Below are 20,381 nucleotides of genomic sequence, written 5' to 3'. Positions count from 1 at the left end.
CTGTCATTCTGCTTCTCCCCAATCAATAATGATTATCTTTCTCAATAAAACCTCCTATGTATCGTAGCTTTTGTGCACAAGGATCGTCTATCTCAAAATGTGACCCATTGAGCATGGACAAATGTTACCTGGCCTTAACGCTATTCTCCCGAATCAGGATGTCTACCATAAGTTCAAGCTGCTTCTCCAGAGACAAGGCATCATTACACCAGAATTGTTCCAGCTGGAGAGGGTATATGCGACGATTTCCGTTATTCATAACCTTGCGCCAGCCCGGGCGCTCTCTAAGTTTATCTGGTGAATCGTGATACAGGCCACCTTTGTGTGCCGGAAGAACAAGAAACATATGATCTGCTGCATATTCTGCCAATTGATCTTCTTCGATGTATTGATGATTGTCCGGTTCCAGAACATCACGGAGGATGTTGGGGTGCGGAGTAAGATGAAGTCCATAATACACGTTATAGGCTGCTCTGGCGGTTGCATTCCAGATACAAATGGTGCCGTCTTCCCACAGCTCATACAAACCAACTGTTTCTCCGGGTTTAATAAAATCCTTTAGTCGATCAGATTCGGTTCTGGCCCGTGTTGTGTAATGTTCGATCCAATCTTCTGCTGCCTGTTCTCGTCCTATAATTCGGCCAATCAGACGAACGGTCTCCAGTCGATCCAGTTGATTCCAAGGGAGAACAATAACCTGGGATATGCGTTCAAGTTTTTCGAGCTTGTGCGGCAAGTAGTACAGATAGTCCGGTGCGATGATCAAATCAATCGGTTCAGCGCGCAGTAATTCTTCCACGCCATGTTCATCCAGATCAATTACGTCATGCAGCAGCTCATCCTGGATCAATGGAGAAAGGGCCCAGGGAAGAAAGGAGGCCGCAACGGGTTGAACGCCGAGGGCAAGCAGATCCCCTGTATACTGAACCGTTGCAATCCGTCTCGCACGTGGCTGCAATCGATACTCACTTGGGCTGATCCCGGTGAACTGCTTAAACTTGCGGCTTAAATATAAACCGTCAGCATAGCCTACGAGCAAGGCAATTTCATTCAATGTGGCCTGTGTCGATAGAAGGCATTGCTTTGCCTTATCCATCCGAACTCGGGTCAGATGAGCCTGGAAGCTGCGCCCCACCTGTTTTTGAAAAAATCTAGAGAAATAGCTTGCGTTAAATCCGGTCATGCGGGCAATGTCTTCCCGGGTGAGATGATCGCCATAGTGATGATTAATATAGTAAAGAGCATCCCTAATTACACTGTCCACCATTTCTGTGGCAGGTTTAACAGCCAGCCTGAACAACTCAAGCAGCTCACTCAGTAGAAAATGGGATCGGGCTTCTTCAGTCATGATGCTGCCTGAACGTTTGTCGGTAAGTTCCTGGATAATGGCAAGGATCCGTAGCCCTTGTGAAGTGGCTCCATTCTTTGATCCATATGCAGGCAAGTTCTCTGATGTAAGTTCATAGACACGCTTCTCATGGGACTCTTTCGTTAATCCGTATTCCAGAAAGCCGATATGATATACCGTGAAGGCAGAAGCCGGAGTATGTATAAGCTCCAGGGAGCATGGGGGATACAGGAAAAGGGTCTGGCCTTTATGTAAAACGCCATGTATCTGCTCATAGTGGAAGTTAACCGTGGCTGTACAAGTCACCAGGGAAGGAGATTCTATGGAAATAAATCCGGTTTGCTGTGCAGCTTCCCAAGGAATCACACTGGCATTTGTCAGTACAAGCATATCTGTAGCCTCCTAGCCGTATGTTCTATCTTGAACATATCGATGTATGGACTCGATTATATCAATCTGTGAGAGAGACGTCGACGTACACTGAGGAGTGATGGCAAGGTGACTAATTAACGCTTGTCCAACTAAGAATAAACCATAATCAAAAAAAGTCTTGTTACTCCCATTAGGAAATAACAAGACTTTTTAGCGTATTCCAGACAGCTGTCTTTATCCGTACACTTTTGGCTGCAGCTGTATAGCGACCTGTTCGGTCTGACGGACCATCTCCGGTGAGAACGTGCAGGGTAATCTGCTGCCAAGGAGCAACACGACGCCAGGAACACTTCCTTGCTGGAACACAGGCACCGCTATGGCACATACCAACCGCTCCGCAAGCATTAACGGGCAACGGCCGGGTGTATGCTCCCCGGTGGATTGTGCATCAGATAGAGCGGTGCGTCCAGTTCGAAGCGCTGTGCCAACCAGATCTTGTCCGGGACGCATCTCCATGCGTTTCACACGTTCGTTACTGGCGCCGGATGTATATTTCCAGCGCAGCATCGTGCCGGACAGACAGGCCAGTCCGCAAAAATCGCTGGAGGTACTCAGGCGCAGGCCGTCGATCATCTCCTGAATGCCAGATGGCAGTTCATCATGCATGAGAGGACACTTCCTTTTTTGGAATCATACCGTACGTTACGGTGTAATCAATATCGTTATCCTGTGGTCAGGGAACATCTTAAAATAAGGGTATTTCGCTGTTGTTTCTATTGTAGCCCCTTTCTTCCGTGTTGTAATTCAGGGAAAACCCCTATTTCCGTTCTGCAATTTGCTGATCCTGTGTATGGACAGGCATTCAGGCCATGAATGGCAAGGCTTTTTTCGATTACGGAGTCGTAAAGGGATCTCGTAAGTGTGATTTATCTCACAGAAAATTCAGGGAGTTTCCCCGTGAGGTTCAGGTAATCCCCCGATAACCCCCACGCTATATTCGCGGTATGATGGATACATAAGGAAACACCGAGGGGGACGATGGTAATGGGTACGGTATTTACAGAAAGAACAACCCAGGCGACACAACAAGAACAGACGGAGGCGAGCAAGATGACACGGGAGACAGGTGGAATCCTTTCGTTCGTGACAGCTGAACAGTGGGGCTTGATCGAGGCGAAGATGCAGCCAAAACGGGTAAAGTCGGGGTACAGTCTCTTTCTGGAAGGCGATGAAGCCGGATACCTGTACTACATTCGCTCGGGAAGAGTGAAGCTGACCAAGTCGACTGAGGATGGGAAAGAAATTATTTTATCGATTCAACAAACCGGGGATCTGATTGGAGAGTTTGGCGGCATTGGCGGATTGACTCATAGCTACAGTGCAGAGATGGCTGGCAAAGGGGAGCTGGGGATCATCTCGCTCAGCGACTTGGAAAGTGTGCTTAGCAAACACGGTGACCTTGCCTTGAAATTCCTGCAATGGATGGCGCTCGCCCAGCGTATCACCCAGTCGCGTTTCCGTGACCTCTTGCTCTATGGCAAGGCAGGTGCACTCGCATCGACGCTCATTCGTGCCAGCAACTCGTATGGCAAAATTACGCCGGATGGCATCGTGCTCGACATGAAGCTGAATCATACCGAATTATCGGAAATGATTGGTGCCACGCGGGAGAGTGTAACGCGCATGTTGGGAGCCTGGAAAGAACAGGGGACGCTGGACACCATGGATGGAAAGCTGATGATTCGTGATCTGGCAGCCTTGCGCTGCATGTGCGGATGTCCGACATTTCCAAGCTGCCCGGTAGAGCTGTGCCGATTGTAATGAAATCAAGTTGAATAGGGTTGTTTCCTTCCATGGCGATTGGGGTCGTTACGGAGAATTCAAAAAAGCTGATGTCCGATGTACTCGGGATCAGCTTTTTTGGCTTGATATGAGCGGCTTGAAGCAGTGGTATTGAATCGAAAAGTTTAGAGGGTTCAGTTATCCGGGCAGGAAATCAAGAATTGGAAACGAATACATAGTTTGGTTTGCTCAAAATAGGTTGATCAACGTAATTTCAACATTCAAGTAATAAAAGAATCATAAAAAAGGAGTACATTTTACCATGCTGGATTTACAAAGTTTTGTTTCAGATTACACAAAAGATAAGAAACATTTACAGCTTGTTATCGGGATTGTTAGGGAGGGAGATGTTGAATACTATTCATTTGATAATAATAAAAAGAAAAGTGTGATCCCTCCTGAGCATAAGTTGTTTGAGATCGGCTCCATAACCAAAGTTTTTACATCCATAATTTTATTAGAAATGGAAAAAGAAAAACTGCTTTCCTCGGATGACGTTGTTGGTAAGTTCGTGCAGAACGTTCAAAACGATTATTTGAATAAGATTACCTTGAGAAGCCTTGCTACTCATACCTCTGGATTACCTATATTGGCAACCAACCACAATTTGGCTAAAAAAAGATCGAATCCTTATTCAATGTATACCGAGCAAGATTTAACTGCTTTTTTATCTAATTCTGATTACACGGATAGCATAGGTTCGTTTGGATATTCCAATATCGGTGTAGGTTTACTGGGATACATACTATGTAAGGTGTCAGGAAGTGCGTATGACGAACTGTTAAAAAAATATATAACGAGTCCATTAAAGATGAATGAGACAGCCGTTATACTTGATGCAGAACAGAATAGCAGGTTTTTGAATGGACATGCTTCATCTGGGAAAAGAGTCCCTCATTGGGATCTTTCTATTCATGTAGGAGCTGGGGGGATTAAGTCATCTGTTAGCGATTTGAGTTTATTTGTCCAAGCCAATCTAAATGATAATAATCCGATAGCCTCTACACTACAAAAAAGTCATCTCCCTATATCGATCGGAAATTCAAACCGTTATTTTGGCTGGGGTGAGGATAATCTTCTAGATAAAGGTATCCTCTGGCATAACGGGGGTTCAGCTGGTTTTAATAGTTATCTAGCTTTCAATAAGGAACTCCGTGTAGGAGTTGTATTGCTATCCAATTATTCTTTTTTCTCAAATTCTCTTATGGATCATTATTTTGCTCAAATCATAAAATGGATTACAAAAAAAGAGCCTTCACAAGGAACGATGATAGACTCTACAGGTATAAAAATCTTAGAAGAAATCATGCAGAGAGAAGCGTCATTGAAGTAACGGGAATCGATAGAAGTATTAGCCACCTAATCATTAGGTGGTTTTTATATCTAGAGACTCCCATCCAAGATAACTAATCCATGATACAAAAGAGGACGTGTTAACGCCCTCCTGCATTATACCCATGGTATTCACTCACCTGCATATTCCTTTGCAAGAATCGAATATAGACACGAATCATGATATTCCCCTTTGTAAAACCAATGCTCTCGCATCAGACCTTCACGCTGCATACCAATCTTCTGCATAACCTTCTCAGAAGCCTTGTTGTTCGGGCGGCATTTCGCATAAATACGGTGTACGCCAAGTGTATTGAAGCCAAAGCCAAGCATCGCTCGGGCTGCTTCGGCAGCGTATCCTTTTCCCTGATAAACGGGATTGAGCACATAACCGATTTCTGCGTTCGTCTTTTCGATGTGAAGGCCAACACCGCCGATCAGGATGCCCTCATTTTTTAAGCATATCGCCAGTTCAAAACCCTCTCGTGGTTGTGTTTGCTGTGAATTCAGCACAAATTCCACATAAGCACGCGTATCTTCTTCTGTATTCGGTCCCCATGCCGTATGCTGAGTAACTTCTGTCATGGATGTGTAGCTATGTATACTTTCCCAGTCTGTCTCCAGAATATCCCGGATGATGAGTCGTTCGGTCTCCAATTGCATAGCTATTCCCTCCTATATAAAGTGAACTAAAGAATATTTACACTTGCCACTTCGATGACAGAACAACCTTCCGATCGCTGTTATCCCCAGATTTTTTTGATTCCCTTTTTAAAAGGAGAAAATCCGGGGATAAAGGCGAACGCTCCGCTTCTTCAGGTTTTTTCTGTCCTCTCCGTTTCTCGTGTAAATGTTTAGTTCAATTATATAGTAAAACAAAAATAGCCCAATAACCGATTCGTGTAAAGAATGGGTTATTGGGCTATGTAAGTATAAGGCATGCTATTGTGGTTGTTTACATTCAACTGCGGGATAAGTATAAGCCAGCTTGCGGATAATTTCCTTTTGCCATTTGGTGTCACCCAGGTTGGTTGCCAGGTTCAGAAGATCCAAATAATCGTCAAGCTGCAGATCAGCCTTTTGCAGAGTTGTATTCATTCGATGTTCGTTCCCCTTTATCTATAAAATCGTTAAGTCATGTACAGTAGGCAGAAGACTTGAGACAAGCTCAAGAATGATAATCATTATCACAGTTATATTATCATTATGCAATGAACGATGTCAAAATGCAATGCCAAGGCTCGAATGTACTCAACTTTTTTTCGAAAAAAGGCTCATCCACAGCAAATAGGGAACGTACACACCCAAGTATGCAGACGGATAAAGAAACCATCCATTCAACAGGAAATGGTGAATTTCTGTGGTGAACGTCGTCATATGGGCATTCGTAGCGTACACATCTCCGGCAATGACAGTCGCCGCACTATAGAAGCAGAGCAGTGCAAGTACATGGAAAATGCGGGTCATCATCCGTGAGCGGAGAGCAACAAAAACCATAATAAGTGGAACAATCAGCAGGAGCAGAAGAAAAAGAAACTTCATCATACAGGTCTCCTTTGGGATACTTTTGTTAACCAGTATGGGCAATTGGTGGAATTTCCAAAAGTTTTTTCAAACATTTTACAAAAAGAAAGAGGAATTCAGCATATGAACGATTAAATTAAAGGTGGATAACCCATTATCAGGTAATTACGAGGAGGAGAAGGCAAGTATGAAGAAAGCGATATGGCAGCATTGGATCGGGGCATTCCTGATCTTCATCATGATGGCGACGGCATTGCTTCAACCTGGTTTACAAGGTCCGGTACAGGCCGCTGCAGCACCTATTACGGTATCGCAGGCCATCGCTGCCCAGAGTGGCGGAGCAACGGCAACGGTGGAAGGATATATTGTTGGACATGCCACCGGTTCGCTTACAGCCAAGTTTACATCTCCTTACGCCAATGATTTTAACTTCCTGATTGCAGATTCAGCGACAGAGAAGACTAACGCGAAACTGCTCGACGTGCAGATTCCAGCGTCGTACCGCTCGCAATATGGACTGGCTACCAACCCGAATCTTGTGGGGCAGAAGGTTATCATAACCGGAACACTTGGCGCATATAACAGTTATGCCGGAGTTAAGAATCCTACCTCAATCGCACTCTCCTCTGGAACAACCAATCCTGATCCTGATCCAGGCACAACGCTGCCGGATGGTACAGGGAAGAAAGTATTATTCGATAACACGCATGCTCAGACAGCCGGGGCTGCGGACTGGGTTATTGATGGGGCATTTTCGGACTTTGCGAATGGTTTGCGAAACGCAGGCTTTACTGTGGATCAGCTGGATCGCAGCATCCCGTATACCTTCGGTGAGCAAGCCATCACCTTTAATAAATTGAAAGATTATGATGTCTTCGTTATCGGCGAAGCGAACGTGCCTTTCAAAGCGACAGAGCAAGCTGCGCTGCTGCAATATGTACAGAATGGTGGCAGTGTCTTCTTCATTGCCGACCACTACAACGCAGACCGGAACAAAAACCGTTGGGATTCCTCCGAAGTATTCAACGGCTATCGCCGTGGTGCATTCTTGAATCCGGCCAAAGGCATGTCGTCAGCAGAAGCTGAATCTCCAGCCATGCAAGGCGTGACCAGTTCGGACTGGTTGGCATCCAACTTCGGTATTCGTTTCCGCTACAATGCATTGGGAGATGTTAATGCAACGGATATCGTCGCACCTTCACAGTCGTTCGGCATTACAACTGGCGTGAACGCAGTGGCCATGCATGCTGGTTCCACACTTGCCATTATTGACCCGAACAAAGCCAAAGGTCTGGTGTATGTACCTAGTGGGGTTTCCAAATGGGGCAACGCGGTAGATCAGGGCGTATACAATGGTGGCGGACGAGCTGAAGGAGCCTACGCAGCGATCGCCAAGATCGGGGCAGGAAAAGCAGCATTTATCGGTGACTCCTCACCTGTTGAGGATGCCACTCCCAAATATCTACGTGAAGAAACAGGCGCTGCCAAAACAACGTATGATGGCTTCAAAGAAGTGAATGACGGTGTATTCCTCGTGAATACCGTAAAATGGCTTGCAGTGAAAGAAAGTTACACAAGTCTGTCTCAGGTCGCTGGACTGACATTGGATACGCCGACAAGTCTGCTTGCTATTGAAGCTCCGGCTTCTTCCACTGAGCCGCAAACCGAACCATGGGCTACACCGGCTGCAGGCTACAAATGGTATGATCCTACAACGTTTAAGGCAGGATCGTACGGCAAAGCGCAGTAAGATAAGCAGTAAGGAAAATATACGGAAAATCGGCCTGTTCGCCACAATTGCGGACAGGCTTTATTTTGCATAAATGCCCGGAGCAGAGGGAAACGTATGGTTAATTATGAATGATGAGTGAGATGCCAAGGTGAGGAGGAAGACCATGATGAATCGGCAAGCAGACTGCGACAGCTCGACCATGAGGCAGAAACTCAAAGGGGACCTCCATCGTGTGGCAGATCGAATGAACAAGACGTTATCCACCTTTGACCATGACAGTGTGTGTCTGCTGGGCCAATTTGCGGAGATTCGGGCCGAGATCAAGCAGATCGAGGTGCTGGCTTCTTCCTTTTATCTGGATTGTTATCTGTCTCCCTTCACGGAGAAATTTGCCGAACTGACTGCCAGTGTACAGCATTTGTCGGATCGCAGATATGGTGCGCTCATTGTAATTGAACGGGAAGTTCCGCTTGAACCAATTATCCACTCAGGGGTTGCAGTCGATGCCAGAGTCACGCATGCGTTGCTGGAATCGCTGTTTATACCTGGTGCACCTCTGCATGATGGGGCGGTGCTGATTCGGGGCAATCAGATTGTATCCGCGGGTAATGTATTACCTTTGTCACAGGCCATTGCACATGAACGGAAAATTGGCACACGGCATAGGGCTGCTCTCGGATTAAGTGAGCTGACGGATGCGGTTGTGCTGGTTGTCTCGGAAGAGACAGGTCAAGCTTCATTCGCCGTGGGAGGGGATCTGCATCCCATCAACGTGGTTGAAACCCTGCCATGATTACTGGTCGCTAGATTTTTTACCGATTCCATGCTGGAGTAAATGAACCTTTCTCCCTGTGAAGAGAGAAAGGTCTTTTTGTTACATCGTGATGTGGTTTTGCACAAACTTGATCATCATGGGTACAATAGAGGATGGAAGACGAACTGAAGAAGGCGAATTGATCGCAAAAATGGTTGGAGGAGACGGTTAACACATGAGCTGGTTTGATGCAATGGAACATCACGATTATGAGGAACTGGTACTGTGCCAGGATAGAGCCTCTGGTTTAAAAGCAATTATTGCTATTCACGATACAACACTCGGACCTGCTCTGGGAGGCACACGGATGTGGACCTATGCTTCGGAGGAAGCTGCCATTGAAGATGCCTTGCGCCTTGCGCGGGGAATGACATATAAACATGCTGTATCCGGACTGAATTTGGGCGGAGGTAAAGCCGTAATTATCGGGGATCCGCGCCGTGACAAAAATGAAGCGATGTTCCGGGCCTTTGGCCGATACATTCAGGGACTGAACGGACGTTATGTCACCGCAGAGGATGTGGGAACGACAGAAGAAGATATGAATCTGATCTATCAGGAAACCGACTATGTCACAGGTATATCGCCAAGCTACGGCTCCTCCGGTAATCCTTCCCCGGCAACAGCCTGGGGTGTATATCGGGGCATAAAGGCCGCAGCGAAGCAAGCATTCGGCACGGATCTGCTGGAAGGCAAAACCGTGGCTGTACAAGGTGTGGGCAACGTGGCGATGCGTCTGTGCAAATATTTGTACGAAGAAGGTGCGCAGCTGATCGTTACCGATATCCATAAGGATTCCGTGAAGCAGGCTGTGGATCAATTCGGTGCAAAGGCGGTGGACCCTGCCGACATTACTGGAGTGGATTGTGATATTTATGCTCCATGTGCATTGGGCGGTACAATTAATGATGATACGTTGAAGCAGCTTAAGGCCAAGGTTGTGGCAGGCTGTGCCAACAACCAGCTGCTGGAGCCGCGTCATGGTGACAAGCTGCATGAAATGGGAATCGTATACGCACCAGACTACGTGATCAATGCAGGTGGCGTAATTAATATTGCGGATGAGCTGAACGGCTATAATGCAGATCGTGCGTGGAGCAAGGTTGGAGAGATCTACAATAATCTGGAGAAAATCTTCGAAACGTCGCGGACCGAAGGCATCGCAACGTATATTGCTGCGGATCGCCTGGCTGAACGCCGCATTGAACTGATGAAAAATACACGCAGCACGTTTCTGCAAAATGGTCATCACGCGCTGAGTTCCCGCAGACTGCGCGGGTAAGAAACCTCTGTCTGAGAGCTGAAGAGGGCCTTTAACGTGGGCGGAGCGCTAACGAATCTGAGACTTTTTATATTCAGGGGATTAAAGCGTCAGCAGAAGGATAAGAAACCTGAGACACGTTATATCAAAATTTGATGCGTTTTTAGCGTCTTATTAGCGAAATTTTAGGAAATAACGCGGTCTGGTGTTCCTTACGATTGTACAGATAAAAGGCGGGCGTCCATGGATGCCCGCCTTCTTTATCATTTGTTTTACTTCAAGGCGTTCATGATGTGACTTTGAACACCACGATCAATCAGCAGGCCGATATGGGTCACCCCGAAAATACGAATATTGTTCGCCCCGTTCAGTGGGGATAACGTATTGTTTACAATTAAGTCCGACGTACTGTAGATGGAAGTATATGCAATGCCGTTTGGTGCCGATCGGGCCACAAGCCGGTTGGGAGAGCCGAGTGTAATAACTTTGCCTATATTTTTACCACCACCGAGGTTGTTGATATAATACAGGGTGTTGGCTCCGCCCATGCTATGGGCGATGATATCGACCTGGCTGGCACCGGTCTTCCGCAGGACATCATCAATATAGGTGGATAACTGACGTGAATTGGTGACATTGTTTCCCGACTTGTCGAGGAAATCGATGGCGTACAGGTCACTTCGGGAATAACCTTCGTTTATTAGTGCTCTTTCGATGCTGGCAAAGTTAAATCCCGCGCCTCCAATACCGTGTACAAGCACAATCGGATTGCGCCCATTGGTCGCCGCTGACTGCTCCGCACCGGCAGGGATGGATAGCAAAGATAACGAGCTAACGAAGAACAGACAGGTTAAGACACAACGTAGAATAATAGATTTACTCAATATTAATATCCTCCTTTGGAATGTATATCCATATTATACCTCTCCTAATCTATCATTATTTGTAATTTAAAGGAATAGTTTGGTAGTATTAAAATTTAAAATAAATTTTGAGGGGATTAATGCATGCTGGTTTTGGCTGTAGTGGTCGCTTTAATGACGGGAATGATTTCGCTAATCCATATTCTATTTGGATTAAAGGAATTAGGGGAAGGCATGAGGCTGTTGGTCAACATGTCAGAAATTTTATTTTTTCTATCCCTGCTATTCATTTTAGTGAAAAGTAAGAAAAAGCCTTTATAGCTAATACCAGAAGAAGAGATGCGTAAGTTCGCATCTCTTCTTCTGGTGTTCTCTAGCCCTAGATAAGCGCTGAGTCAGATATGGGGAAAATTGAAATTTTATTTCAAAACGTAATGCACTTCTGATTCAGCAGCTTCGCAAATCGATCCAGCGCGCTGCTGACGTATCGATCTTCACCCCGGACAAAGGTCGTTGTGGTATGTGTGAATCGTTCGGCCAGATCAAATACAGAGAACTCATCTGGTTTCTTGTGAATAACGCTGCAAGGCATAATGGTAAAAGCAATCCCCGACTCCACACAGCTAAGCAGGTTATCCATCGTGCTGACTTCAATCATATTGCGAGCAGACAAACCTTCTTCCTGCAAATATTCCTCCGTAATTTCACGGTATGGGCAGCCTTTTGGGAAAACGACCCACGAAACCTGACACAGGCTTTCGGGTGGAACGTCCATCCTTTTGGAGATGATATGCACCGTGTCCTGCATTTCATATTCCACTTTCAGACCCTCTTTTACACACGCACCACTAATAAAGGCACCATCAATCTCGTATTCCTGTATTTTCTTGCGCAGCACTTTGGGTGAAGTGGCATTCACAAGCGAGATGGAGACCTCGGGATAGGTCACTTGGTATTCATTGAGAATCTCCATGAACCGGCTGGATGCTGCCGTCTCCACAATCCCGATTTTTAACGTGCCTGAAGGCTCACCGGGATCAGTCATATCCTGCTCTAGATCGTTTAACAGGTCACGGATGCGTGTTGCATACTGGATAAATTGTTCTCCTTTGGAAGTCAGTACCACCCCTTTGGGAAAACGGTTAAACAACTGAACCTGATATTCCTGTTCCAGTTTTTTGATGCGTGTGGTGACGTTGGATTGTGCATAATTCAATTCTTTGGCGGCCTGTGAGATTTTGCCGGACCTTGCCACCGCGAGAATAATATCGATATCCGAGAGTTCCATGGCTCTGGCCTCCTGAGTTGTAATGAAATGAAGTAAAGTGAAGTGTTAGGTATCTCTATGAGAGATACAACTATATATTTCAATCATTTTACGATATATATATGCCGGCTTACAATATCGTTATCAACAGCTTTTACAGAGCAATGGAATCATGCAAAACGCTGACAATGGAGAAGGAGTTGTGATGAGAAATATGTCTACATTACTGAGTCCGGTGACGATCAACGAATGGCATTTGAGAAACAGATTAGTGATGGCACCTCTTACCCGAGGGTTTGCCAATGATCAGGATGGGACTGCGACGGAAGAGATGGTGGCGTATTACGAGCGACGTGCCAGGGATGGCGTAGGGTTGATCATTACAGAGGGTATCAATCCCTCGCTGGCAGGCAAAGGAACCTATGGTATCCCCGGATTATATACGGCTGAACAGACCGCTTCATGGAAAAAGGTAACGAATGCCGTCCATAAACACGGAGGGAACATCATCGCTCAGCTGTGGCATGTGGGCAGACTGTCTCACTCCGATCTGATTGGTACCCCGCCGCTGGCACCTTCAGAGATTCCGGCTCAAGGAAGAGTCCATAAATTGCATAAGCCATATCAGATACCTCAAGCTATGAGTGTGCAAGATATCCGGGCAACCATTCAACAATTTCAAACGGCTGCCCGCAATGCGGTACTGGCTGGATTCGACGGAATTGAGCTGCATGCAGCGCATGGTTATCTGATCGACCAGTTCATTAATGAGAAGACGAACCACAGAACAGACGAATACGGAGGCGATATCCAGGGACGATTGCGTTTTCTGAAGGAGATCATTATTGCAGTCCAAAAAGAAATCAGCGTGGATCGCATATCGATACGATTTTCCGAGAAAAAAGATGATGACCCTTCCTATGTCTGGTCAGACAAGGCTGGAGTGCTAAACGCCTATCTGAATCTGTTCCGTGAGACAGGTATTACAATCTTGCATCCTTCAACAGATCGATACACCACAGTCTGGGATGGGGAGCACAATTTCCATGAAGCGATTCGCCAGCAGTGGGATGGAATCATCATTGGCGTAGGGGAACTTGAGGCAACAACCGCAGAGCAGGCAGTGCAAGATCGGAGCATTGATTTGGCAGCGTTCGGCAGACCGTTTATCGCCAATCCCGATCTGGTGCAAAAATTGCGTTCGGGGCAGCAGTTGGTCGAGTACGATGCCAACGCACATCTGACTGTGTTGGTGTGAATGTAGCAAGAAAAGGGCAGAAGCTGATCCTCAAGATCACTCTGCCCTTTGTTTTGTTTACATATGGAAGGATGGTTACGGGTTACTGACGACGGTGACTTTCTTTTCCGTTAAGTAGTATACGAGTGCCAGTAGAGGCATCAACAGACCAATCAGTGTGGTGAGACTCCAACCTCCATGTGCGTAGGACCAGCTGCCAAGAGATGATCCAATTGCGCCCCCTACAAAAAAGATCGACATAAATATCCCGTTTACGCGTCCTCTTGCTTCGCTCAACGAATAGATAATGCGCTGTCCCAGCACCAAATTACCCGAGACCGCCATATCCAGTGTGATGGCAACGACCACAAGCAGAATAAGGCTAGCAGTAGAGTGGCCCTGGAACAGATAGGCGAGCCCAAAAGATGCAGCCGCGATGACCATGGCGAGTCCGGTTAATATGCGGGTTAAACCTTTATCCGCCCATCTTCCGGCAATAGGTGCTGCGATGGCACCCCCAACACCAGCCAGTGCAAACCAGGCAATTCCTTGCTGGGACATGCCATACTCATTGGCGAGCTGCAAGGGAACTGTGGTCCAGAACAAGCTGAAAGCGCCAAACAGGCTGGCCTGATAGAGGGCTCGGCGGCGGAGCATGGGAAATGTTTTGAGCAGGGAGCCCAATGACAGAATTAATTGTCCGTACTTCATCGCAGGTTGTGGCTGACGTGCAGGAAGTGCACGTGATAGGAGCAATGTAAGCAATACGATAATGATTGCCGAGAAGACAAAGACCGCTTGCCAGCCGAGCAGGCTTGTAATAAAACTTGCGACTGGCCGAGCCAGCATGATGCCCAGCAGTAGACCACTCATCACGTTGCCGACAACCCGTCCGCGTTGCTCCTCAGAAGTGAGGTAGGTGGCGTAGGGAACCAGAATTTGCGCAACGACTGAACTGATACCGATGACGAGGGAAGCAGTCAGAAATAATACGGCATGGGAAGAGAAAGCAGCGGCAATCAATGCAACGACTAGAATGATGAGGAAAAAAGTTACAAGTCGCTTATTCTCCAGAATGTCACTGAGCGGAACGATAAACAGCAGGCCAATAACATAACCGATCTGTGTTAACGTCACAATCAATCCCGCAGCAGCAGAGGAAAGCCCTGTTGTCACGCTGATTGGTCCTATAACCGTCTGAGCATAATACAGGTTTGCCGCAATCAGCCCGCACGCCGCAGCCAAAAGTAAAATCAACCAACTGGGAACTGAATTTGATTTCACATCAGTTTGCATAACCATGAGTATCACCCTCCACATGTTCTCTAATTATTTTTTATTAAAGTGAACTTGTATTGAAATTGTCAATTACTAAACGGTGCGTTTACTAATCGTAAGCATATAATAAACTAAACGTTTAGTATTGTAAATAGGCGTGGGGATTTTTTTCATGTCGAGGTAAGGTAAGAACGAAATTGTTTAATGTATCGGTGTTTTAGTATAATGAACGTATAGTTTTTATGAATTACAGATGCATTGGTTACACCAAGGAGGGCTTATGATGACAGCCAAAAGAGGGCGTCCCCGCAATGTGGAAACCCAGAATGCGATTCTTGCAGCTTCCTATGAATTATTACTGGAACACGGATTCGGAGCGATTACGATCGAAAAAATTGCTGAACGTGCTAAGGTGAGCAAAGCAACGATATATAAATGGTGGCCAAATAAAGGTGCTGTCATTATGGATGGGTACATGTCTGCGGCAAAGGCAAGATTGCCTGTACCGGATACAGGATCGGTATTTGAGGATGTGCGCATTCATGCGAGCAATCTGGTTGTTTTTTTGAGCAGCCGGGAAGGAAAAGTGATCACACAGATTGTCGGAGAGGGACAGTCTGATCCAGGGCTTGCAGCAGAATACCGAACCAGATACATTCAGCCTCGTCGGCGCGAAGCGTGGGGAATTTTTGAAAAAGGTATAGAACGGGGACAGTTGAAAAAGGATTGTGACATCGGACTGTGCATAGACCTCGTCTATGGAGCGATGTTCTATCGCATGCTGGTGACTGGCGAAGCGATAGATACTGAATTCGTGCAGCGTTCGTTGATCTCCTTGTTTGAGGGTATTAAATCTGGATCATAGAGAAAGACATCTTGGGGGAGGGATAGGGCGATTCTTAAGAATCACCCTGGATACATAAAGGCTTGTGGATGAATGGGGATTGTGTGGAGAACTGAGAACTATACCTGGAAGATCGGTGAGATGGCTGGGGGCCATGAATCAGGAGAATGCGAAGTGGAAGAAGGAAGAGACTCGTTCAAGAGCGGGGGCTCGTTCCATATGAAACTGGGTATTTCGCGTCGTAACACCGGCGCTACATCCTGGGCAAAGCGTTCTACCTGCTCCAGCTGCTCTGCATGGCTGAGTCCATCCACGCTGATACTCAGTACCTGATGTCCATATGCGGCATGGTAATTGAGGATCTTCTCAATGACTTGCTCTGGACTACCAATCAGTACAGGACCATGCGCAATGTTATCCTCCAGGTCCTTAAAGGGTGACTGGTTGTGCTGCGCAGCGGCCGTAGCATGAAATGCCTCATAATAAGGCGTATAACGACGGATCGCCTCTTCGCGTGTATTCGCGAGGTATAGGCTGCCTGCACCAGAGCCAACCACCGCTCGGTTCGCATCATGACCATAATAATCGAGACGCTCCCGGTAATGGTCAATTAACGCTTTGTATTTTGCCTTCGGGTGGAAGGAATTCGAGCTAAATATCGGTTCGCCATACTTAGCTGCAAGCTCGGTAGAGCGGGTGCTCGATGCGCTTCCATGCCAGATCGGAATGGATTGCTGAAGCGGTCTCGGCTGAGTAGTAACCTCTTGAAGGGGAGGGCGATACGTTCCCTGCCAGGTTACATTCTCTTCAGTCCACAGCCGTTTCAGCAGTTCGTAGCGTTCACCGAGTGAATCCCATTGTTCCTCCTCGCTAATGCCAAACAGGGGATAGTGCCGAGGATCATTGCCTTTCCCGATGATCATCTCCAGCCGTCCGCCCGATAATTGATCCAGCGTGGCATAATCCTCGGCAACCCGTACCGGATCAAGTATACTAAGAACAGTGACCGTTGTTAGCAACCGGATACGTGAAGTCGCAGCAGCGACGGCGGTCAGCACAACGGGAGGTGAGGAAGACAGAAAAGGTGCGCCATGCCGCTCACCGATCCCATATGCATCGAACCCCAGCCGTTCGGCCAGCTTGGCTTGTTCCAAAATGTTGTGAAACTTCTGTTGTGTTGTTAGTGATTCACCAGTTACGGCATTTGGAAGATTCATCATGAGACTAAATAAGGCAAATTTCATCTAACCATCCCCTTGGATTGGATTGGAAAAGCACTGGGTTGTCTAATCCTATGGAAATAGTAGGATATTCAAGCTAAAACTAACTTTACCATGTTGCCATGCATTCTTCTAATGGATTTTTTCTATAAGGCGGATTAAAGCCGCTCAAACTTAGACAAATGGGCAGGAAATTGCCACGATTTTTATTGACCGCTGTAAAATTTAGGATTAAAATTGTGCATATCATATAAATTCAAATTTATGGATTTTCATTGTGGAGGTGGGAGACATGGAACCTACAACTACGATACGCTCCTTTATTGAGGACTACATCAGGAAACAGGGCTATACCCTGCAATACTTTGCCGATATATCGGGTGTGAACGCTGGAACGTTAAGTGCGATCATCAAAGGGACGCGGCCAATCGCCATGGCTCAACTGGATTTGATTACCAAAGGCATGAAGCTGGAAGAAGGCCATTTCTACGAAATTTACGGCGCTGAGTGTTTTGTGGAGTCTGCACCACATTGGAGAAGACTGGAACCTTTTCTGCAACGTTGCGCCGAGCTGGACAAGCTCGGATGTATCCAGAGGGTAATCCAGCAAGTGACGGATGATCGATCCTATATTTCCGAATTGTTCGAGATGGCAGAAGGCATGCTTGAACGAGGACAAAAGAAAGCGGCCCGCATGTTATATGAATGCGTTGCGGAGTGTGAGAAGTACCAACACTCGGAACGTCTCGCATTGTGTCAGTACCGTATTTTCACACTATCTCTGGGTCAGGATCAGCATGAAAATCTCAGGGCAGCCGTGCACTTCGAGCCATATATTAATAGGCTGGATGAAGAGCGGCAACTGGATGCGATCAAGGATCTGGCGAATACATACTCAGCCCTACGTTATTGGGACAAGCTGTTCGCACTAGCAGATGAATTGGGGCGTAAAGCTGAATTTATACAATCTTTTACTAAGAAAAAAGTCGATAAAGTAAATAGGGTAACTGCATATCCCCTTTTTGTGTACAGAGCATATTCAAATCTTCTCAAGGCTTCAGCCTGTGAATGGAGTGGAAAATATAAGGAGGCTCTAAACTACACCCAAGAATATGCTGAGATAATTAATATTGCAAACCCTAGTGAAGAGGACCAAATATATATCAATATGTTCAGTGGCTGGACTGAAGTAAACACCTATTTGTATAATCTGATGATGGGAAATGAAGAAGTGCTCCCAGCGTATGTGGCATGGATTGAACAAAATGAAGAAGAATTCCTTACTGCTCTTGTCAAAATTATGGAGGCAGCAAATACTTACGATATGAATATCAATCATGTACTTTTAAAATTTGATAGTAAAATTAATACAATTTCAAGAGATATTATGTCAAATAAAAGATACAATAAACAGATAATAAATGACAGGTACACCAAATTTTTGACTGAATTGGCAATTTATTATTTTCGTCAGGAACGATATGCTGAAGGAATGCAAAAGCTGCTTAATTGTTTGAATTCAGCAATCAATATTAACAATTATAGAGATATTATACAATGCGTTGCTCTCTTTGAAAGATACAGGTCTTTTGCATCTCAGGAGATACAAAACTTGTACGGATCTATAATAAAGGAGGCATATAATTATGAGATTAAAAAAAATTATAACAATACTTTTGTTTAGTACTATTTTTTTCTCTGTTATACATCAATATCCAATCGACATAAAAATACAATCCTTTGGTCCTTCATCTCATGGTGATGGAACATTGTAGATTAATCGCAATGAAATTATAAACTATCATAGTTAATGGTTTATTTCCGAGATCGGAAATAAGCCTTTTTTGCGCAGATTGACCATTGTAAAATTCAGGATTAAAATTACATTTATTAAGTATTGATGAATCTTAAGTTAGTTTGGTTGATGGGGGTGGGAGAATTGAAACTTGCACCTACGATACGCACATATATAGAGAATCACATAAGAGAAAGAGGATATAAACTACAGCAATTCTCAGATGTCACAGGTGTCAACGTTGGCACATTAAGTGCTATCCTCAAGGGCAGCAGACCTCTAGCTATGAATCAGTTGGATCAAATCACATCTGGTATGGGGTTGGAGAAGGGATACTTCTACGAGATGTACAGTGTGGAATGTTTTGTGGAAGCCGCACCTCATTGGAGGCGTTTGGAACCGTTCCTGTATCGCTGCGCTGAACTTAACAAGCTAGGCTGTATTAAAAAGGTAGTCTATCAGGTTACAGATGATCGATCCTATATTTCAGAACTGTTTCAAATGGCAGAAAATCTATATTTCAAAGAAATGAATGAAGCGGCGCTTATTTTATATGGATGCGTAGCCGCAGGTGAGAAATATCAGCACTCGGAACGGTTGGCGTTATGCCAGTACCGTATTTTTTTGCTTCATAAAACAATGAGTAAATTCGATAATCTGGCTGCAGCAGCCCAATTGGAACCTTATATTGAGAAATTGGATGAAGAAATACAACTGGATGCTATTAAAGACTTGGCGAATGTTTATAGTACAATACATCTCTGGGATAAGGTTTATGATCTGGCAGAGGAACTGGAACGAAAAGTTGATTTTCAACTTGAACTTCAATCTCGAAGACGGAAAAATAGAAAAAGAACCGCCTTTTACCCCATATTTACGTATAAAGCATATGCGAATTTATTGAAGGCAAGTGTCTGTGAAGCGCGTAAGCAATATGAAAAAGCTCTGGAATATACAGATGTTTACGTGACTGTTATTGAAATCTCTAATCCAACAGAAGAAGAGCAAGAATTAATAGAACGTTTCAAAGGATGGGCGGAGGGAAATCGGTATTTATACCATTTGATGAATGGGAACCATGAGGTTATTGAACCTTATCTGAATTACCTTGATGCTAATCCACATGAGATTTTAATAGCATTCGTGAATATTGTGCAAGCAGCTAACCGGCACTCACTGGATATTGATTCTGCATTGGATAGATTCGATCCTTATATTAAACAATTCAACACGGATATACATTTAAAAGGGACGTACAATATGCAAATGTTGAATTATAGATATATATGTTTTTATTATGAGTTAGCGAAGTACAGGCTCAACCAACAAAGATACGCAACGGGGATTGACACGTTACTCACGAGCCTGGAACTCTCATCATCAAGTAACGATGACCTAATGTCTATTAAATCTATTGATTTATATGGTAAATTCAGAAGGCATGTAACGAACCAACAGGAAGAACAATACAATAGGTTAATAGAAGGCCAGAGCTCACAAAATTTTGGAATTAGAATTAAAAGTGTATAACTACTGAGATCTAATCTTGCTCAATATAACGACCTCTACTAAAAGATCTAATACAAAAATTTTGCAAAGCATTCCATTATGAATTTTTAGATAAATGTACCCTAAAATAGGTTGAAAAAGGG

Annotated in this window: 19 protein-coding genes; 10 read left to right on the top strand and 9 right to left on the bottom strand. The window is 45.2% G+C overall.

Features of this window, described 5'->3' with window-relative positions; all coding sequences use genetic code 11:
• Positions 1-124 precede the first annotated feature (124 nt).
• Both AC4PM4_RS23450 and AC4PM4_RS23445 read right to left on the bottom strand, forming a co-directional pair.
• The gene (locus tag AC4PM4_RS23450) at positions 125-1,738 is read right to left on the bottom strand and encodes a helix-turn-helix domain-containing protein (protein WP_491614680.1); all 1,614 of its coding nucleotides are present in this window, start codon (positions 1,736-1,738) and stop codon (positions 125-127) included.
• 216 nt (positions 1,739-1,954) lie between these two features.
• The gene (locus AC4PM4_RS23445; protein WP_491614679.1) at positions 1,955-2,386 is read right to left on the bottom strand and encodes a GAF domain-containing protein; all 432 of its coding nucleotides are present in this window, start codon (positions 2,384-2,386) and stop codon (positions 1,955-1,957) included.
• Between the two features lie 378 nt (positions 2,387-2,764).
• On the opposite strand from AC4PM4_RS23445, the gene AC4PM4_RS23440 reads away from it, so the two are divergent.
• A complete protein-coding gene (locus AC4PM4_RS23440) occupies positions 2,765-3,541 on the top strand; it encodes a Crp/Fnr family transcriptional regulator (RefSeq protein ID WP_244552206.1) in 777 nt (258 codons plus the stop codon).
• Between the two features lie 283 nt (positions 3,542-3,824).
• A complete protein-coding gene (locus AC4PM4_RS23435) occupies positions 3,825-4,895 on the top strand; it encodes a serine hydrolase domain-containing protein (RefSeq protein ID WP_090810103.1) in 1,071 nt (356 codons plus the stop codon).
• Between the two features lie 131 nt (positions 4,896-5,026).
• Here the strand turns inward: AC4PM4_RS23435 and AC4PM4_RS23430 are convergent, their stop codons facing one another.
• The 3 genes from AC4PM4_RS23430 to AC4PM4_RS23420 form a co-directional block, all read right to left on the bottom strand.
• Complete coding sequence (locus AC4PM4_RS23430) at positions 5,027-5,557, bottom strand: GNAT family N-acetyltransferase (protein ID WP_491614678.1); 531 nt, start codon at positions 5,555-5,557, stop codon at positions 5,027-5,029.
• A gap of 279 nt (positions 5,558-5,836) precedes the next feature.
• A complete protein-coding gene (locus AC4PM4_RS23425) occupies positions 5,837-5,992 on the bottom strand; it encodes a hypothetical protein (protein WP_162842450.1) in 156 nt (51 codons plus the stop codon).
• 153 nt (positions 5,993-6,145) lie between these two features.
• Positions 6,146-6,436: a hypothetical protein gene (locus AC4PM4_RS23420; RefSeq protein ID WP_491614677.1), complete on the bottom strand. Its 291-nt coding sequence runs from the start codon at positions 6,434-6,436 to the stop codon at positions 6,146-6,148.
• Positions 6,437-6,656: 220 nt separating this feature from the next.
• On the opposite strand from AC4PM4_RS23420, the gene AC4PM4_RS23415 reads away from it, so the two are divergent.
• From AC4PM4_RS23415 to AC4PM4_RS23405, 3 genes are all read left to right on the top strand, one after another.
• On the top strand, positions 6,657-8,168 hold the full coding sequence (locus AC4PM4_RS23415; protein WP_491614701.1) for a DUF6359 domain-containing protein: 1,512 nt from the start codon (positions 6,657-6,659) through the stop codon (positions 8,166-8,168).
• A gap of 145 nt (positions 8,169-8,313) precedes the next feature.
• A complete protein-coding gene (gene cdaS, locus AC4PM4_RS23410) occupies positions 8,314-8,943 on the top strand; it encodes a sporulation-specific diadenylate cyclase CdaS (RefSeq protein WP_063566290.1) in 630 nt (209 codons plus the stop codon).
• 196 nt (positions 8,944-9,139) lie between these two features.
• Positions 9,140-10,246: a Glu/Leu/Phe/Val family dehydrogenase gene (locus AC4PM4_RS23405; RefSeq protein ID WP_488732184.1), complete on the top strand. Its 1,107-nt coding sequence runs from the start codon at positions 9,140-9,142 to the stop codon at positions 10,244-10,246.
• A 251-nt stretch (positions 10,247-10,497) separates the two neighbouring features.
• On the opposite strand, the gene AC4PM4_RS23400 is transcribed toward AC4PM4_RS23405, so the two are convergent.
• Positions 10,498-11,109, bottom strand: a complete 612-nt coding sequence (locus tag AC4PM4_RS23400) for an esterase/lipase family protein (RefSeq protein WP_063566288.1) — start codon at positions 11,107-11,109, stop codon at positions 10,498-10,500.
• A gap of 123 nt (positions 11,110-11,232) precedes the next feature.
• On the opposite strand from AC4PM4_RS23400, the gene AC4PM4_RS23395 reads away from it, so the two are divergent.
• Complete coding sequence (locus AC4PM4_RS23395) at positions 11,233-11,409, top strand: hypothetical protein (protein WP_161490616.1); 177 nt, start codon at positions 11,233-11,235, stop codon at positions 11,407-11,409.
• A 103-nt stretch (positions 11,410-11,512) separates the two neighbouring features.
• On the opposite strand, the gene AC4PM4_RS23390 is transcribed toward AC4PM4_RS23395, so the two are convergent.
• A complete protein-coding gene (locus tag AC4PM4_RS23390; protein WP_491614676.1) occupies positions 11,513-12,376 on the bottom strand; it encodes a LysR family transcriptional regulator in 864 nt (287 codons plus the stop codon).
• Positions 12,377-12,569: 193 nt separating this feature from the next.
• Here AC4PM4_RS23390 and AC4PM4_RS23385 point away from each other — a divergent pair, with 193 nt between their 5' ends.
• Positions 12,570-13,613, top strand: a complete 1,044-nt coding sequence (locus AC4PM4_RS23385) for an alkene reductase (protein WP_256863672.1) — start codon at positions 12,570-12,572, stop codon at positions 13,611-13,613.
• Between the two features lie 75 nt (positions 13,614-13,688).
• On the opposite strand, the gene AC4PM4_RS23380 is transcribed toward AC4PM4_RS23385, so the two are convergent.
• Positions 13,689-14,888, bottom strand: coding sequence for an MFS transporter (locus AC4PM4_RS23380; protein ID WP_400348598.1), 1,200 nt, complete (start codon positions 14,886-14,888; stop codon positions 13,689-13,691).
• A 265-nt stretch (positions 14,889-15,153) separates the two neighbouring features.
• Here AC4PM4_RS23380 and AC4PM4_RS23375 point away from each other — a divergent pair, with 265 nt between their 5' ends.
• Positions 15,154-15,735, top strand: a complete 582-nt coding sequence (locus AC4PM4_RS23375) for a TetR/AcrR family transcriptional regulator (RefSeq protein ID WP_072734969.1) — start codon at positions 15,154-15,156, stop codon at positions 15,733-15,735.
• Positions 15,736-15,833: 98 nt separating this feature from the next.
• Here the strand turns inward: AC4PM4_RS23375 and AC4PM4_RS23370 are convergent, their stop codons facing one another.
• A complete protein-coding gene (locus AC4PM4_RS23370; RefSeq protein WP_491614675.1) occupies positions 15,834-16,958 on the bottom strand; it encodes an LLM class flavin-dependent oxidoreductase in 1,125 nt (374 codons plus the stop codon).
• Positions 16,959-17,226: 268 nt separating this feature from the next.
• Between AC4PM4_RS23370 and AC4PM4_RS23365 the strand changes: the two genes are divergently transcribed.
• Together AC4PM4_RS23365 and AC4PM4_RS23360 are read left to right on the top strand one after the other, a co-directional pair.
• A complete protein-coding gene (locus tag AC4PM4_RS23365; protein ID WP_491614674.1) occupies positions 17,227-18,618 on the top strand; it encodes a helix-turn-helix domain-containing protein in 1,392 nt (463 codons plus the stop codon).
• A 255-nt stretch (positions 18,619-18,873) separates the two neighbouring features.
• The gene (locus AC4PM4_RS23360; RefSeq protein WP_072734967.1) at positions 18,874-20,259 is read left to right on the top strand and encodes a hypothetical protein; all 1,386 of its coding nucleotides are present in this window, start codon (positions 18,874-18,876) and stop codon (positions 20,257-20,259) included.
• The last annotated feature ends 122 nt before the right edge of the window (positions 20,260-20,381 follow it).

Source organism: Paenibacillus sp. MDV22-iso6, assembly GCF_058408365.1.
This window is presented reverse-complemented; position numbering and strand designations above follow the sequence as displayed.

Excerpts from the sequence above, each read along its gene's own strand:
- AC4PM4_RS23450 (WP_491614680.1), bottom strand. The coding sequence starts at position 1,738 with ATGCTTGTACTGACAAATGCCAGTGTGATTCCTTGGGAAGCTGCACAG.
- AC4PM4_RS23445 (WP_491614679.1), bottom strand. The coding sequence starts at position 2,386 with ATGCATGATGAACTGCCATCTGGCATTCAGGAGATGATCGACGGCCTG.
- AC4PM4_RS23440 (WP_244552206.1), top strand. The coding sequence starts at position 2,765 with ATGGGTACGGTATTTACAGAAAGAACAACCCAGGCGACACAACAAGAA.
- AC4PM4_RS23435 (WP_090810103.1), top strand. The coding sequence starts at position 3,825 with ATGCTGGATTTACAAAGTTTTGTTTCAGATTACACAAAAGATAAGAAA.
- AC4PM4_RS23430 (WP_491614678.1), bottom strand. The coding sequence starts at position 5,557 with ATGCAATTGGAGACCGAACGACTCATCATCCGGGATATTCTGGAGACA.
- AC4PM4_RS23425 (WP_162842450.1), bottom strand. The coding sequence starts at position 5,992 with ATGAATACAACTCTGCAAAAGGCTGATCTGCAGCTTGACGATTATTTG.
- AC4PM4_RS23420 (WP_491614677.1), bottom strand. The coding sequence starts at position 6,436 with ATGAAGTTTCTTTTTCTTCTGCTCCTGCTGATTGTTCCACTTATTATG.
- AC4PM4_RS23415 (WP_491614701.1), top strand. The coding sequence starts at position 6,657 with ATGATGGCGACGGCATTGCTTCAACCTGGTTTACAAGGTCCGGTACAG.
- cdaS (WP_063566290.1), top strand. The coding sequence starts at position 8,314 with ATGATGAATCGGCAAGCAGACTGCGACAGCTCGACCATGAGGCAGAAA.
- AC4PM4_RS23405 (WP_488732184.1), top strand. The coding sequence starts at position 9,140 with ATGAGCTGGTTTGATGCAATGGAACATCACGATTATGAGGAACTGGTA.
- AC4PM4_RS23395 (WP_161490616.1), top strand. The coding sequence starts at position 11,233 with ATGCTGGTTTTGGCTGTAGTGGTCGCTTTAATGACGGGAATGATTTCG.
- AC4PM4_RS23390 (WP_491614676.1), bottom strand. The coding sequence starts at position 12,376 with ATGGAACTCTCGGATATCGATATTATTCTCGCGGTGGCAAGGTCCGGC.
- AC4PM4_RS23385 (WP_256863672.1), top strand. The coding sequence starts at position 12,570 with ATGTCTACATTACTGAGTCCGGTGACGATCAACGAATGGCATTTGAGA.
- AC4PM4_RS23380 (WP_400348598.1), bottom strand. The coding sequence starts at position 14,888 with ATGCAAACTGATGTGAAATCAAATTCAGTTCCCAGTTGGTTGATTTTA.
- AC4PM4_RS23375 (WP_072734969.1), top strand. The coding sequence starts at position 15,154 with ATGACAGCCAAAAGAGGGCGTCCCCGCAATGTGGAAACCCAGAATGCG.
- AC4PM4_RS23370 (WP_491614675.1), bottom strand. The coding sequence starts at position 16,958 with ATGAAATTTGCCTTATTTAGTCTCATGATGAATCTTCCAAATGCCGTA.
- AC4PM4_RS23365 (WP_491614674.1), top strand. The coding sequence starts at position 17,227 with ATGGAACCTACAACTACGATACGCTCCTTTATTGAGGACTACATCAGG.